The sequence below is a fragment of the Nostoc sp. genome (genome assembly GCF_036916575.1).
Lineage (GTDB): Bacteria > Cyanobacteriota > Cyanobacteriia > Cyanobacteriales > Nostocaceae > Nostoc.
This window is the reverse complement of record NZ_JBALGC010000041.1, coordinates 94,925-109,035: the sequence shown is the minus strand read 5'-3', so window position 1 is coordinate 109,035 and position 14,111 is coordinate 94,925. Positions and strand designations below refer to the sequence as shown.

14 protein-coding genes are annotated in these 14,111 nt (G+C 40.9%); 8 read left to right on the top strand and 6 right to left on the bottom strand.

Translation table 11 applies throughout. The annotated features are described in order from the left end of the window. Positions 1-466: 466 nt before the first annotated feature. The 4 genes from V7L29_RS10975 (at position 467) to V7L29_RS10960 (ending at position 2,981) form a co-directional block, all read left to right on the top strand. On the top strand, positions 467-1,057 hold the full coding sequence (locus tag V7L29_RS10975; RefSeq protein WP_334735475.1) for a hypothetical protein: 591 nt from the start codon (positions 467-469) through the stop codon (positions 1,055-1,057). Continuing rightward, positions 1,023-2,435: a TonB-dependent siderophore receptor gene (locus V7L29_RS10970; protein WP_334735493.1), complete on the top strand. Its 1,413-nt coding sequence runs from the start codon at positions 1,023-1,025 to the stop codon at positions 2,433-2,435. The genes V7L29_RS10975 and V7L29_RS10970 overlap by 35 nt, the downstream gene beginning before the upstream one ends. A gap of 180 nt (positions 2,436-2,615) precedes the next feature. Then, positions 2,616-2,735 carry a PepSY domain-containing protein gene (locus V7L29_RS10965; protein WP_334689117.1) on the top strand — a complete coding sequence of 40 codons (120 nt, stop codon included), beginning with the start codon at positions 2,616-2,618 and terminating at the stop codon, positions 2,733-2,735. Further along, the gene (locus V7L29_RS10960; RefSeq protein ID WP_334689118.1) at positions 2,736-2,981 is read left to right on the top strand and encodes a hypothetical protein; all 246 of its coding nucleotides are present in this window, start codon (positions 2,736-2,738) and stop codon (positions 2,979-2,981) included. It abuts the gene before it with no gap. Here the strand turns inward: V7L29_RS10960 and V7L29_RS10955 are convergent. Continuing rightward, entirely contained in the window at positions 2,978-3,901 is a 924-nt protein-coding gene (locus tag V7L29_RS10955) for a nucleoside hydrolase (RefSeq protein ID WP_334735474.1), read from the bottom strand. The genes V7L29_RS10960 and V7L29_RS10955 overlap by 4 nt on opposite strands. 15 nt (positions 3,902-3,916) lie before the next feature. On the opposite strand from V7L29_RS10955, the gene V7L29_RS10950 reads away from it, so the two are divergent. Then, complete coding sequence (locus V7L29_RS10950; RefSeq protein ID WP_334689120.1) at positions 3,917-4,348, top strand: nucleoside deaminase; 432 nt, start codon at positions 3,917-3,919, stop codon at positions 4,346-4,348. A 192-nt stretch (positions 4,349-4,540) separates the two neighbouring features. On the opposite strand, the gene V7L29_RS10945 is transcribed toward V7L29_RS10950, so the two are convergent. Further along, positions 4,541-5,665 (bottom strand): metallophosphoesterase family protein, encoded by a 1,125-nt coding sequence (locus V7L29_RS10945; protein WP_334735473.1) that lies wholly within the window; start codon positions 5,663-5,665, stop codon positions 4,541-4,543. Positions 5,666-6,064: 399 nt separating this feature from the next. On the opposite strand from V7L29_RS10945, the gene V7L29_RS10940 reads away from it, so the two are divergent. Both V7L29_RS10940 and V7L29_RS10935 read left to right on the top strand, forming a co-directional pair. After that, positions 6,065-6,937 carry an S-methyl-5'-thioadenosine phosphorylase gene (locus tag V7L29_RS10940; RefSeq protein ID WP_334735472.1) on the top strand — a complete coding sequence of 291 codons (873 nt, stop codon included), beginning with the start codon at positions 6,065-6,067 and terminating at the stop codon, positions 6,935-6,937. Between the two features lies 1 nt (position 6,938). After that, complete coding sequence (locus V7L29_RS10935; RefSeq protein ID WP_334689123.1) at positions 6,939-7,106, top strand: hypothetical protein; 168 nt, start codon at positions 6,939-6,941, stop codon at positions 7,104-7,106. A gap of 289 nt (positions 7,107-7,395) precedes the next feature. Here the strand turns inward: V7L29_RS10935 and V7L29_RS10930 are convergent, their stop codons facing one another. Together V7L29_RS10930 and V7L29_RS10925 are read right to left on the bottom strand one after the other, a co-directional pair. Then, positions 7,396-7,995, bottom strand: coding sequence for a hypothetical protein (locus V7L29_RS10930; RefSeq protein ID WP_334689124.1), 600 nt, complete (start codon positions 7,993-7,995; stop codon positions 7,396-7,398). Positions 7,996-8,124: 129 nt separating this feature from the next. Further along, a complete protein-coding gene (locus V7L29_RS10925) occupies positions 8,125-8,661 on the bottom strand; it encodes a DUF6658 family protein (RefSeq protein ID WP_334735471.1) in 537 nt (178 codons plus the stop codon). 342 nt (positions 8,662-9,003) lie between these two features. On the opposite strand from V7L29_RS10925, the gene V7L29_RS10920 reads away from it, so the two are divergent. Further along, on the top strand, positions 9,004-9,924 hold the full coding sequence (locus V7L29_RS10920; protein WP_334735470.1) for a lysylphosphatidylglycerol synthase domain-containing protein: 921 nt from the start codon (positions 9,004-9,006) through the stop codon (positions 9,922-9,924). A 12-nt stretch (positions 9,925-9,936) separates the two neighbouring features. On the opposite strand, the gene V7L29_RS10915 is transcribed toward V7L29_RS10920, so the two are convergent. Together V7L29_RS10915 and V7L29_RS10910 are read right to left on the bottom strand one after the other, a co-directional pair. Beyond that, a complete protein-coding gene (locus V7L29_RS10915) occupies positions 9,937-11,253 on the bottom strand; it encodes a hypothetical protein (protein ID WP_334735469.1) in 1,317 nt (438 codons plus the stop codon). Positions 11,254-11,992: 739 nt separating this feature from the next. Next, positions 11,993-14,014 carry an ATP-binding protein gene (locus V7L29_RS10910; protein ID WP_334735468.1) on the bottom strand — a complete coding sequence of 674 codons (2,022 nt, stop codon included), beginning with the start codon at positions 14,012-14,014 and terminating at the stop codon, positions 11,993-11,995. Positions 14,015-14,111 lie beyond the last annotated feature (97 nt).

The window sequence follows — 14,111 nt, the reverse complement described above, 5'->3', positions numbered from 1 at the left end:
CCTACAGAAGCGTTTGCTGTTTGATTTTTCAGATTTTTTGTTAATCTGGAGCTAACTTTCAGCTATGCGATCACGGTTAACACCTCTTGACAACATCCATCGCATTTCCTCCCAGTTTTCATGTTTAACATTAGGTGCTCAAATTTATATTTTCCCCACCTACTTGAGAAGTATTATCTATAAATGCTAGTTTAAATCTAAAGCTAGCGGTATAAAGACAGCAGTGGTACACATCATTGACAAAGCCGAGTACGATAAACAATGGTGAGCAAATGCCCAATATTTAGATCCTGATGATAGTGCTGATATCACCAAAAATTGCCCAGAGAATTTTGGTAGAGGATATGAAAGAGTTATTCGACTGCGTGGGATAGAAATACTCATAATTAATCAAGTACTTTACCAAGATTTAGATATTTTTTATCCATCTGGCAAAGTCGAAGAATTGCTAGAATTTGGCTTTAATATGTCAGGTCAACGTGGTATCGTTCCGAGTTGCACAAATTTTCTGGAGTTTGTTCCACCAGGATGGGAGGATGAAGAACATATATCTGAAATGAAATCTGGCGATCGCATCGTTAAAATAGATATTGCTTTCAATCCTGCTGATTTCTTAGATAATTATGTTCCAGGATATCTGAGCAATTTACCTCCAAATTTAAGACAACTTCTGGAGTCTCCAGATGCCAAACCTTATTGGGAAAATGATGATACAATCACCCCCCAGATGCGAATTGCACTAGAGCAGATTTTGAAGTGTCCTTTTCAAGGAGTAACTAAACATCTTTATTTAGAAGCTAAGTGTTTAGAATTAGTAGCTTTAAAAATTGAACAATTACAGAGCAAAGAAGAATCTGTTGCTCAGTCTAACATACTCAAATCTGATGATATCAATAGAATTCATTGGGCAAGAGAAATTTTATTGAAAAATCTTGCTCATCCCCCATCATTACTAGAATTAGCCAAAGAAGTAGGACTGAATGACTACAAGTTAAAACTAGGATTTTGTCAATTCAGAAACAATTTTTATTGCTCCAACCTTATCCTGGCAAATTAGCCCGCGAACCAAGATTAGGTTTAACGCTGAATACAACCGATACAAAAGCATTTACGATTACGGTCTGATTCCAGAGCCAGAATCCTTGCTAGTGCCCATTAGCCGCTTTATTGGTGAACCAGATTATGGGGATATTAAGTTCGACTCTTACCGGGTTGGTTATCTTCTAGAACATCAATTTAGTGACAGTTGGAAGTTTCGGAATGGATTTACAGCCATCGTGAATGACAGTAGAACTCCGACAATTTTTGGTTTTGGTCTCAATGAAGATCGTCGAACTATTGATCGTTCTACAAACAACCGAAATAATTTCTACGCATCCTATTCGCTACAAAATGAGATTGTCGGTAAGTTTAAGACTGGCTCAGTAGAACATCAGCTTTTGTTAGGAGCAGAAATCTTCCGAGATAGTCGAACTGATGACTACTTTGACAATGAATCCACGATCGCCTCAATTGATTTATTCAATCCAGTCTACGGCGCTAGAGCAGAAAATACTGGGGGAGAAATTTATAGTCGATCCTATGTGGATGATGCACTTGGTTTTTATGTTCAGGATCAAGTCACTCTGACCAACAATCTCAAACTATTGTTGGGAGGACGATTCGATCTAACTCGATTGACCGCCCAAGATACCGAGGGAAGAAACGATGAAGCAACTGCCTCAGCCTTTAGCCCTCGTGCTGGGATTGTCTATCAACCGATTGAACCCGTCTCACTCTACTTTAGTTATGCAACTTCATTCTTTTCTCAACTGGATGCGGATGCACAGGGCAATCCCTTCGATCCAGAACGCGGTAGACAGTTTGAAGTCGGCATCAAAGCAGATTTAATTCCCAACCAACTATCCACAACAGTAGCAGCTTACCAAATTAAAAAACAAAACGTTTTGGTGAGCGATCTACAAAATCCTGATTTCAGCATTCAAACTGGAGAGCAAACTAGCCAAGGTATTGAATTTGATTTGGTCGGTCGCCCGCTAGATGGTTGGAACATTGCTCTTTCCTATGCCTACATTGATGCTTTTGTCAGCAAAGACACCGATCCCACGCTAGTGGATCAAAGATTAGTTGCCATTCCCAAGCACCAGTTTGGTCTATGGACAAGTTATGAACTCCAGCGTGGGTCTCTAAAAGGATTAGGAGTGGGTTTAGGACTTTACTATACCAGTGAAACTGAGGGGCAACTGCCTAATACTGCTTTGCAAATCCCCAGCTATTTCCGCGTTGATGCATCTGCTTTCTACAAACGGGACAACTGGAAGGTGCAACTCAATGTGAAAAACCTGACGAATATTGAGTACTACAGATCCAGTGGATACTGGATTGTGCCGCAAGAACCACTGACGGTTTTAGGTTCTATTTCATTTGAGTTTTAATTATCATCGGCCAGCCCTTTCAGGGAAGTCAAAAGGAGCCAGTGCGTTGGGCGGCTCTGCCGACTTGAAGCAACTGGCGTTCAAAAGTCAAAAGTCAAAAATAAGAATCCCATAAATAAATTTATTGGCTCTGTAACTTTTTCTTTCTGGCCAGTTTTATAATACTTGGGAGCGATCGCCATGAAATCTAAAATCTTTCGTCACTGGATATTCTTGCTACATCGCTATCTTGGTTTAGCTGTTGGCTTTGTGATTGTGTTGGTGGGTCTTACTGGAAGTCTGTTGGTGTTTCAGCCATAGTTGCAGCAATGGTCGCTTCAGGAAAAAATAGGTAATATTATTCCTCAATCTCAACGCATCTCTGCTAAATCTGCCATTGATGCCGTTAAAGCAGCCTATCAAAATAAGGGATTTACGCCCTTTTATATTCAGCTTCCAGGTCATGCCGAGCAGCCTTATAATATTTCACTAGAAAATATGGACAAAATGCCAAGCGATCGCAAGTGCTGCATAATTACTTGTAAATTTCAAATCTGGATTGTTTAACGTGCCCATTGCTGCAAAATATAACCATAAAAAGCCTCTTTATCTACCTGATCCATTGCATAAATTTTCCGACCACTAGAAACTACTTTAGTACGCCCCTGACTAAAACCACTGGTGATAATTTCTGTTTCCCATTCGTGCAATTGATAGAATTCTGGGTGTCCTAGATAAGCTGTTGCCAGTACATCCCAGAAATAATAATCTTGGGGGATAACTAGTGCATAACATTGTCCGGCTAAATCAGAGATGGGATAGTGGCGTTGTCGCCCTATTTTTTTCACTAATTCCGATGTGAATGGGACATTATTAGTTAAATCCAAAGGACACATAATAATTTCAATTTGGGTTTGCCATACCCGCGCTGCTGAAATTGAGTCCCAATAAACATTCCATTCGGCAGAACCATCTTGTCCTGCTTCCAGACTTTTTTCCACATTACCACCGACATTTAACGCACCTCCCATCCACACAATTTTGTGAATCTTAGCTTCAATGTCTGGTGCTTTGTCCAAAGCCACTGCAACCGTCGTCAACGGCCCAGTTACCATCAACGTTACGGGGTCTGATGCCTCCCGCAACACCTTGATCATAAAATCTTGACCTGTTTCGGCAACCAAAGGCGTAGTGATGGTTTCGCTTTGATTGAGAATGGGAAGATGGTCAACGATAAACGAATCACGGCGATAGAGAGTAGGAAATGGATTGATACCGCGTACAGTGCTTTCTGCAACCGAGATATGAGAAAATCCCATCAAATCTATAATTTTACGTGTGGCGCTAACAGCTGGTTGAATGTAGCAATCTGCTGGAGTGACGACAACACCAAGGAGTTCAATATGATCCATTGTCAACAGCAGCATAGTTGCTAAATAATCATCTACACCACCATCATGATCCATTAATACAAGTTGTTTTGACATAAAAGGAGAATTAATATGAATGAGTTTATGGAAGTTGCAATTCAAGAAGCAAAACAAGGCAGACAAGAAGGTGGAATTCCCATTGGTTCGGTTCTCGTCAAGGATGGCAAAATTCTCGGCAGAGGACACAATAAACGCGTGCAAGACGCCGATCCTGTCACTCACGCCGAAATCGATTGTCTCCGCAATGCTGGGAGAGTTGGCAGCTACAAAGGTACAACACTCTATTCAACTTTAATGCCGTGTTACCTCTGCGCTGGAGCAGTGGTACAATTTGGCATTAAAAAAGTCATCGCTGGAGAATCCAGAACTTTTCCTGGTGCTAAAGAATTTATGGTATCTCACGGTGTGGAAGTAATTGATCTTAATCTTGACGAATGCGAACAAATGATGAGTGAGTTTATTGAAACTAACTCGGAACTTTGGAATGAAGATATCGGTAATTAGTTAGGAGTAGCCTTGTTAAGGTGACTTTTGATCAGAGAATTATGGCAGGAGCGATCGCTATCTAAAAAGGAACACACAATAACAGGGTAAATACTGTGTGCAATCTTTGAAGGAGTTGTCGAACCAAGTCCAGTCAGCGTGCCAGTCAGCGTGATAGTCCGGGGGCTGATGCAAAGAGGCTACCGATCACTCCTAACCCAGCAAAAGTGTGCTGTTATTATCAATCAGGGTAAAAGTTCCATTAGTAGCCATACCTGGGTTGGGCTGCGCCAATGCATTATAGGTCTGAATATAACGCTGCACTTCTAGCGGAAAGTGGGGGTAATCTAATACTGCATCCCCATCGGCAATAATTGACCAGAAGTCTCGCAAACCAGGAGCTAATTCTTTTGCCTGTGATAATGGTAAGTTTAATGGAGAGTGAGTTAATAGCTTGACTAAGAAGGGAAAAGAGCGATCGCCCATCCACTGCCGCGATGACTGTTGCAAGTTGGGGAACTCAGGCACTGACTCTACCCGATGCGATAAAATTTGTAACGATTCTTTACCTTGGTTATCTCGATGAAACTCTAGCACCCGATAAGCGTGAGGATAACTAACTAAAGAGCCAGTGGTAATATCATATACTCCGTTTGAGTAAGCAATATCCTGAACGTGCAAATGCCCGGTAAACACTAGTTTGACTCCATAGCGCCTCAGCAACTGCAACAGTTGTGCTGAATTCGCCAACATGTATCGATTTGCCAGTGGATGGCTTGATTGATTGGGCAAATGCTCGACCACGTTATGATGCACCATCACCAAAACTAATTCATCACCAGACGCCGCCAGCACCTCTTCTAACCACCGTAGCTGTTTGGTATCCAAATACCCCACCTGCTCCCCCTGGTCATTAAAGGAGTTAGAATTCAGTCCAATCAGCTTAACTCCAGGCAATAACTGACGAATGTAGTAAATCTGCCGTGGATCGTCATAGCCAAACTTCGTGTAATAGTAGGGAAAATCCGCAAAAGCAATTGATTGCTGATCAGCCGACAGCACAGGAACGTCATGATTACCAGGAACAACATAGACGGGAAAAGGTAGCTGGGCTAAACATTGTTGTAACCAGGCGTGGTTCTCCGGTTCGCCGTGCTGAGTTAAATCTCCTGGTAACAACAAGAAATCTAAATCGAGTTGTGTTAAATGTTCTAATACAGTTTTAAACGCCGAGATGCTGACTTCCACTAGATGAAATCGGCTGGGATGATCCCAGATTGTGTGGGGAAGTGCCAAGTGTAAGTCGCTGACTACCGCAAAGCGAAAATTGAGAGCCATTGATTTATGAAAATGTTAAAAGCAGGGGTTAAAACAAGTCTTTTTCCAAAAGTATAACCCTTACTTTCTCTCCCTGATCAGGAGTGCGTCTACTTAACATTTATATACATTAAACATCAACGATTACACGCTATGATGACAATTAAGTGAAGGACTAATCATAACCATATAATCTGCAAAAATTATCAGAGATTTGATTGCTAAAAATTAATAATCAATCCTCGAATAATTGGGTGATGACTTTTATCTGCACGTAAACAAATTTTTTGACTTCCCCGTACCCCTCCGGGGAAGCAAGCTACGCGTAGCGTCTCCTAGAGTTGGGGCTGACTGCCTTTGCTGCTACTCCCATTTTCGATAAAATAACTTAGCAGATCAGCAAAGAACAGGTTCAGAATCATGCCTCAAGCTAGTATTGGGATTATTGGTGGTAGCGGTCTGTATAAAATGGACGCGCTCAAAGATATAGAAGAGGTGCATGTCCAGACTCCTTTCGGTTCACCATCTGATGCTTTGATTCTGGGAACTTTGGATGGTACACGGGTAGCTTTTTTGGCGCGTCATGGTCGCAATCACACGCTTTTACCGTCTGAGTTACCGTTTCGCGCTAATATCTATGCAATGAAGCAATTGGGCGTGGAATATTTAATCTCAGCTAGTGCTGTGGGTTCCTTGAAGGAAGAGGCAAAACCACTGGATATGGTGGTGCCAGATCAGTTTATTGACAGAACGAAAAATCGGATTTCGACGTTTTTCGGTGAAGGAATTGTGGCTCACATTGCCTTTGGTGATCCAATATGTAAGAATTTGGCTGTTGTGTTGGCAGATGCGATCGCATCTCTCAATTTACCAGAAGTTACCCTCCATCGCGGCGGTACTTATGTGTGCATGGAAGGGCCAGCTTTTTCCACAAAGGCGGAATCGAATCTTTACCGCAGTTGGGGTGCAACAATCATTGGGATGACGAATTTACCAGAGGCGAAGTTGGCAAGGGAAGCGGAAATTGCTTATGCAACTTTAGCGCTGGTAACAGATTATGATTGTTGGCATCCAGGCCATGACACTGTGACAGTGGAGATCGTGATTGGCAATTTGCTGCGGAATGCGGTGAATGCTCAAAGGGTGATTCAAGAAACTGTGCGGCGCTTAAGTGAAAATCCACCAACCAGTGAGGCGCATTCGGCGTTGCAACATGCGATTTTGACTCAGTTGGATAAAGCACCAACGGCGACGAAGGAAAAGTTAGGATTATTGTTGCAAAAGTATTTGTAAGTTGTGTCTAGCTGATAATGGTGCGATCGCACCATTATCACAAATCATACAAGCGATCGCTCTATCTCAACTCGGGCGTAAATCTCTTTGCGTAGGTCAATCAAAAGACCTTTCCCTAGTTTTACTACGCAAAACCGTCCCTCTCAGACTCAAAGAGAGACAGACTTGAACTTTAGTTCAAGGCAGGGAGAGGTTTATCACCTGCGTGTGCTTTTACTCAAACCTAACCCCCCAGTACCCTTTCCTTCATAGGGAAGGGGGAAAGTTCAAAGCCTCTCTCCTCTTACGAGAGAGGTTAGAATATTAAGTTGCACATCGCGTTAATTATGTTTTAACTGGGGAATTAAATCCCCCTAAAAACTCAAACAAAGCTTGCGTAGGCAGGCTTTGTTTAGGTAGCCCCAGACTAAAAGTCTGTGGGCGCTTTCATATTTTTATAGGAGATTGAATAATTAATTTCAATCAACGTCTTTGACTGTTCTCTTCACTGCGTTGCCTGCATCTTCAGCTGTGCGCTGAACATTTTTACCAGCATCCTCAGCTCCACGCTGAACATTTTTTGTCACGTCTTCGGCAGCATTCTGGGTATTACTCTTGATATTTTCAATTCCTCGCTGAGTTCCCTTAACAAGACCTTTGCGAACTTCTTCAGCTGAACTACCTATATCTTCACCCAGGTTCTTCACTCTTCCACCAAGAGATGTCCCTTGTTTGTAATTTTCGCCATATTGCTCTGGGCTGTCAGCTCCCTTCTGCTCAATATTTCTTTGAGCATTTTTTGCCAGCGCATCACCTCTGTCATTCGCTGCCTTTTCATCTTTCGCTCTAGGATCTACATCACTAAAGTTATTTATCCCACCAGCAGGAGAAGACAGAGGATAATCTTTTGTGGGATCATATCGTTCCATATTAGGTGCTTGAGCGCCAGGTTGTGGTGGCTGTGTTGCTATTCCTGGAGCACCACAAGCTTGTGTCAGAAATAAGAATATTCCTGCTAAAAAAACAGTTAAAACTTTCAAGGGACGAATGTTTTTCAGCCAATTCATTGCTTTTTTCATACTTCTAACTCCTTGCATTTTTCTGACTAAGTTAAACTTCAACCAAGATAGCATTTGAAATTAATTTTGTATCCCAAGCATTCAGACAAAATAAGGGTTCTATTTGTCTACTACTGGATTTAGTTGTAATTAAGGTCTTGCTTTAGCTTCATCTGGCTTCTTTTTCAAAAAGCCGGAAGCTTCTTCAACAGCCTCTTTTACAGTCTCAAGACGATCTTTAACCCGATCTCCTACATTTGATTCATCCTGAATCAAACCACCTGCTTCAGGCTGGCGAAAGTCCTTATCTGTGATGATTCGCAGTTCTGCTTCTTTCTGGATTCGACCTGCTGGTGTCTCAGCACCAGGATAAAGGATCTCAGATTCTCTATTTGTAGCAATCAACAATTGCGAACTTGGTTGTAAGCTAGCTTGGTCGCGTCCCTGATTGGCTTTTGGGTTTGTTATTTTCGGATCGGTGGACATTCTGTTGTTGGTATAGTTGTCTCCACCATTCTTATAAGGATTGTTTGCTCCACCAGCTTGTACAGCCGGATTTTGTGGATTTGCACCTTGAGCATTTGCCCCACTACAAGCAGTGCTAACTATCAACAATAGTCCAGCTAAAAAGATAGTTAATATCTGGCGCAATCTTATTTTTTTCAAGAATACTCTCACAGTGTTCACGTAGTCCTCCTTACCAAAATATTAATAAGCTAATAGTTTGCTGAATCATTGGATTGGTCAGCAACTTGTTGTGCTTGTTTTGGTTCGCTCAGTTTCGATAACCTCTACTAAGGATATGAATAATAAAATTAACTTTACCTCTAGCGCAGGCCACATTTTAATTAGTACCAATAGAATATTTTTATCTAACTCTAGAGAGATATAAAATAAAATAATATACTTTCTGAAAAAATAACTACATAAACCTGTTTAATACTTCAAAAGCTTTGGATAGGTAGCTGATGTACTGTAATAGTTGAGGTATTCAGCCTTTGTTGGTCTAACCGTTAAATTACTAAATTAATGAAGCAATTTTTACGCTGGATAATTTTGGGCGGAACGCTGTTTTTTTTAGGGAAAGCTTTGAAGGATAATTGGCTTGAAGTGACTGCTATCCGCATTGATCAGTTAGGATGGGCAATTATAGCGATCGCGACAGGCGTCACTTTACTAGCACATACTTGGGCTGGCTGGATCTGGACTTGGATTCTGCAAGAGTTAAATCAACCTGTATCATCTTCCCAGTTCATCCAAGTTTACCTAAAAACGAATATAGCTAAGTATTTACCAGGAAATATCTGGCATCACTACGGGCGAATTGTAGCCGCCAAAAACGCCAATATTTCTGCTGGTGCAGCCACCTTAAGCGTTTTGCTGGAACCGCTACTGATGCTAGCGGCTGCTTTAATCATCATTGTCCTATGCAGTAGCCAATTTGCGGCAGCTAATACTACCCTTGTTCTGCGAATACTACAATTGCTGAGTTTAGCTGTAGTCCTTTGTGCTATTCATCCTTGGTTTTTAAACCCAGTTATTCGCTTTTTGTACAGATTGAAAGCAAAAAAGTCTGCTGGCACCACTGAGCAAACTGTTCCCTTCAGTCTTAAAAGCTATCCCCTACGACCTTTGTTAGGAGAATTGGGCTTTATGGGACTGCGTGGAACTGGGTTTATATTAACTTTGTTCGCCCTGGATTCGTTGAATGCGAATCAAATTCCTTTATTGTTAGGGGCTTTTAGTTGCGCTTGGTTGTTAGGGTTTATCATTCCGGGTGCGCCTGGTGGGTTAGGTGTGTTTGAAGCGACTGCATATGAACTTTTACGACACCACTTTCCAGCCGCCCTAGTATTTAGTGCGATCGCTCTATATCGCCTCATTAGTATTCTAGCTGAAACTGCGGGTGCTGCCCTAGCTTGGTTAGACGAACGCCTTGCTAAATCATGAATCATGCGACACTCATTTTTGTCTATCTACCTTCATTTGTGAAAACACACGATAACCATCCAGATCCAACTGCGGATTACTGCTTTGTTCTTCTATCTTAATCAAGTTGTATTCTACGTTTTCTGCATGAATTGCAAACGTGATATTAAAAATCTCTATAAAATATATTACTCCTTTGCATTCTTCTTCTGAATACTTTTCATAAAAACGAATCAAATGAGCAATCCGAGTTTCTAAATGCCTGCGAGAATTTTTACAAATTAAAATAATCTTTAATAGTATAATCACCAATGTTAGAGAATGACCTTGGTTAAGCAATAAGATAAATAATGACGAAGGTTCTTTTCCATTTTCTGTTGTCAAGCAATCAATGGCTCGATTACAGCTTCTCAGGAGCAATTCTTTAGTGATAATTTTTTGATTATAATCCGTCTTCCATAAAGATAAAGTATCTGCAAATTGCTGCCGCCAAGTCTCGACTATTTCTTGATTTTCTACAGAAAAGAAGAGATATTTTCCTAGATTTATTTTAAATTCTTCAAGAGTTTGATTTTGAGTTTGCTTAATAAATATATGGGCAATATTTTCATGGCTAAACACACCTCTTTTTAAGACAATTGCTTTTATTAAACGCAGAACATGGTCTCCCAAAATACTGGGATTTGTGTAGCGTGTTGTGCTTGATACGGCAGATTGAGAACGAGCAATATACATTGCTAGTTCAAACTTAAATTTTTCTTTTATCTGTTTAGAAAGCCTTCTAGCAGCCTCTTGTTGCTCTTTGGGATTATTCTCATTAACAGATTGATCAATTAATAAATAAGAACTGTAGCGATTAGCCCAATGACCTTTAGATAATGCGTCATATTTAATAAAAAATAATTTCAGTTCTTGGTAGTCTTTGCTGTTGACAAAATTTTCTAGCCAGCTTTTACAAATTTTTACTCCTGAAGGATTATTGATATTTATCTTCAGATTTTCATTAACAAATAAATTAACTAATTTCTGAATATATTTGTCTTTTCTGTTGGTTTTCCAATTATTAATTATGATGTAGCAACACCGCTTAAGTGTATTACATAACTCCTGTTCATTATCATCTAGAAAAATGCTGTATATTCCAGGTGTATAAGCGGAATCCTCGGAATCAAGACCGTCTATAAATAAACCTTTGAATTCCCGTAAAACATCCTCTGGTGGCAATTTCCTGACAATTTCTACAAAGAAATTATAAACCTCCTCTTGTGCAATTTGCACATTTAGCTGTCTAGTGTTAGATGTAACACAACGCGGATCTTCCTGACTAATTGGTAAACTATTGGCGGTCATTCCAGTTCTCAGTACAAAAAGGCTTCCTGTTCATATTATTAACAGCTTAACCTTGGTGCACAGTAGCATCAATCTATTCTTCAGAGATTCAGTAATCTTTTTACACAAATTTGATAAACTCGGACTATAAATAAAGTATTAAACATAAATTGTTTAATACTTTATCAAATATTTCCGTTAAATTACTTAGTTTTAGCAATCAAAGGCAATACAAAACTATATGGACGAGTTGATTTACCATTAAATACAACCCGCCCATAATTTCTATAGGTGTGACTTTACCCATAACTTTGCCGTCAACAATACTATAACCCTCATTCTTGCGTCAGCTAATTTTGAATGAAATTGGCAGTTTGGAACCATAACTTTGCCGTTAGTCTAAATTGGAAGGATAAGCTTGCCGTGAGTCCATCAAGCATGGAAAGCAGGAAAGCACCGGATTTTTTAGAATGGATCACAAGCGTTAGGCGTTGCTCAACCAATCACGATTGCCCATCCTCTTTGAGTCTGAAGTGATTCGTGGCTTGATGCCGTTAGGCGTTGTTCAATCTTGCAAGATGAAGCGGCTAAGGCAATATAAATCGGTGTGGAAATGCGATCGCCATCAACTCAAGCTTTTAGCGAAGTGTCCAAATTGTGAAGCTCCTTTCAAAATGCCTGCGCTGTGGGAGGATGGGTGTTGTTATAGATGTCGAACACTGTTTGTAGAGATATTAAGTATCAAAAAAGCGCTTAAGTCCTAAAAATTATTACTGCTTGACTTTTTGGTGCGATATCCCTGATTGGGGTGAGTAGGTTTCTCAGGATATCGTAACTCCAGTTGACCTTTCTTTTGCATCTTGCTTAGGTAGCCAAGCCGTAATGTGTTATGAGAACGATTTAATAACTCTTGAAGTTGTTTGTGGTTCAAAAACCTTCCTTGGCAAAGCTTTAGAATTGTTACTTCCATAATATCTATTGATACCTTGCGCTTATTTCTGACAGTTGCTGCAATTACTAAAAGTAATTCCCAATCATCGGAGCTTGACTCCAAATCATCGGAGCTTGACTCCAAATCATCGGAGCTTGGCTCCAAATCATCGGAGCTTGGCTCCAAATCATCGGAGCTTGGCTTCAAATCATCGGAGCTTGGCTCCAAATCATCGGAGCTTAACTCTAAATCATCAAAAATCTCCTCTGGTATAATCCCTAACAACAAATCTTCAGGACTAGTTTTTTCTAAAAATTTATAGTTTTGAGCTACTAAGTCAACTTCTACGTTAGGAGGCTCGCCCGGAAAAAAATAGAAAGTTCCGCGAGCAATGCCGCTAGATTCAAGGAAGCCATCTCTAACAAGAGCAGATAATGCCTTGGTTAAATCGTGTGGGTGAGTAGCACTCATACACTTGAGTCGAGCATGAGTAACTTTCCCCTCAAGCGCTACCGTCACTAAAGCAAGGCGTTGATCGTCTGATAATTCTCGAAATTCGGAACCAAATCGTTCGTCAAGTTCTCTAAGAGTTTCCTCTGGCAGTAGGTTGACCATAAGCATTGCCAGTAGTGTTTGATCTGGCTCTACTTCTTCTAGCAACGCAGGTAGTCGCCAGTGCTGCTGGCTCCAGTTACGGTAAATTTTGGGAATACCTGAACCAGCTTGTTCTCCAATACCCACAAGCTGAAACATTTTTTGTAACTTGCGATTACGGCAATCACTTGTACCACCCTGTAACGCATCCTCTAGAGGTAGTCGCATTATGCCAGGGTTCCGAAATACAAACATATCTGGGCGCTTAATAATTTGTATTGGTACTCGTCCAGTATATTCGGCATGAATTATTGTGTTAATTAATGCTTCACGTAAAGCTTCGTGTACAGGTGTATCGTCTACTCGTTTTGCACCTTTGAGTTTGAAGGGAACTTTGAGTTCTGAGAAAAGTTTTTGGATAACCCGACGGTAAAAATCATAAAGATTTCCTGACCACGTTCCATCTGTAGTGACACGATCTACCCAGCGAGCCTCTGTTCTTGGCTCTGGACGTTCTTGATAGTCCACTACATAGTGAGGCACTCCCTCAAGGATTGACGGGAGTTTACCAAACATCAACAAACCTGCTACAGTCAATCCTTCTTTGCTTGTTTGGCGATCGCGTAGCCAACCACCAATGGATTGTAAAAATTCTTTATCATCTTGATCGAGCCAAGGATGATCGGGTTTAGTAGCTTTAAATTGATTTCGGTATGCTTTAAGTGTATTCAGGTCAATATCATCAAAACCATAGTTTTCCAGTAACCGGGCATCCCGCACTTCCTCTACTTGTTCTGCGAGCATCCGTTTAACAGTTTCTTCATCACAAAGGTAATCTCCCTCGTAGTTCCTTCGATAAGTACTTGTTAAAGGATTTTGCCCTACATAGACTGGACGCTGCGATCGCCTCGCTCGCGGAACGGCAATGCGAATTACTTGCCTATTTTGTACTTCGATTACTTCGACCATTTTATCAGTCAGCAAGTTAATACTGATTCGCTGGCGATTATTAAGCCCATCCCAAAGGGTTTTGAGGACGCGATCTGGAAGGGCAATACCTGTGAGACTAAATTTCCCTTTAGGTTTTTCTTCAATACCTAAAAAAATAACACCACCGTAGGTGTTAGCCATTGCGGAATAAGACTCAAAGAAACTTTTAGGTAGTTCACCTTGTCCATCCCTACCTGATGCCTGTTTGGCCTCAACGTCACAGCCCTCTGCTAGTTCTTCGATGTCCAGTATCGATAGGCTTGCCATCGTGAATCCTCAAACTGCCAAAATATACCCACACCAATTCTGGAAGAATCTGTTAATCAATATTAACAGTGGCGATCGCTACTAAGGGGCATTTCAG

Bases quoted from the DNA above. Each gene is read 5' to 3' on its own strand.
- V7L29_RS10975 (WP_334735475.1), top strand. From the start codon at position 467: ATGTCAGGTCAACGTGGTATCGTTCCGAGTTGCACAAATTTTCTGGAG.
- V7L29_RS10915 (WP_334735469.1), bottom strand. From the start codon at position 11,253: ATGACCGCCAATAGTTTACCAATTAGTCAGGAAGATCCGCGTTGTGTT.
- V7L29_RS10940 (WP_334735472.1), top strand. From the start codon at position 6,065: ATGCCTCAAGCTAGTATTGGGATTATTGGTGGTAGCGGTCTGTATAAA.
- V7L29_RS10955 (WP_334735474.1), bottom strand. From the start codon at position 3,901: ATGTCAAAACAACTTGTATTAATGGATCATGATGGTGGTGTAGATGAT.
- V7L29_RS10930 (WP_334689124.1), bottom strand. From the start codon at position 7,995: ATGAAAAAAGCAATGAATTGGCTGAAAAACATTCGTCCCTTGAAAGTT.
- V7L29_RS10920 (WP_334735470.1), top strand. From the start codon at position 9,004: ATGAAGCAATTTTTACGCTGGATAATTTTGGGCGGAACGCTGTTTTTT.
- V7L29_RS10910 (WP_334735468.1), bottom strand. From the start codon at position 14,014: ATGGCAAGCCTATCGATACTGGACATCGAAGAACTAGCAGAGGGCTGT.
- V7L29_RS10965 (WP_334689117.1), top strand. From the start codon at position 2,616: ATGAAATCTAAAATCTTTCGTCACTGGATATTCTTGCTACATCGCTAT.
- V7L29_RS10945 (WP_334735473.1), bottom strand. From the start codon at position 5,665: ATGGCTCTCAATTTTCGCTTTGCGGTAGTCAGCGACTTACACTTGGCA.
- V7L29_RS10950 (WP_334689120.1), top strand. From the start codon at position 3,917: ATGAATGAGTTTATGGAAGTTGCAATTCAAGAAGCAAAACAAGGCAGA.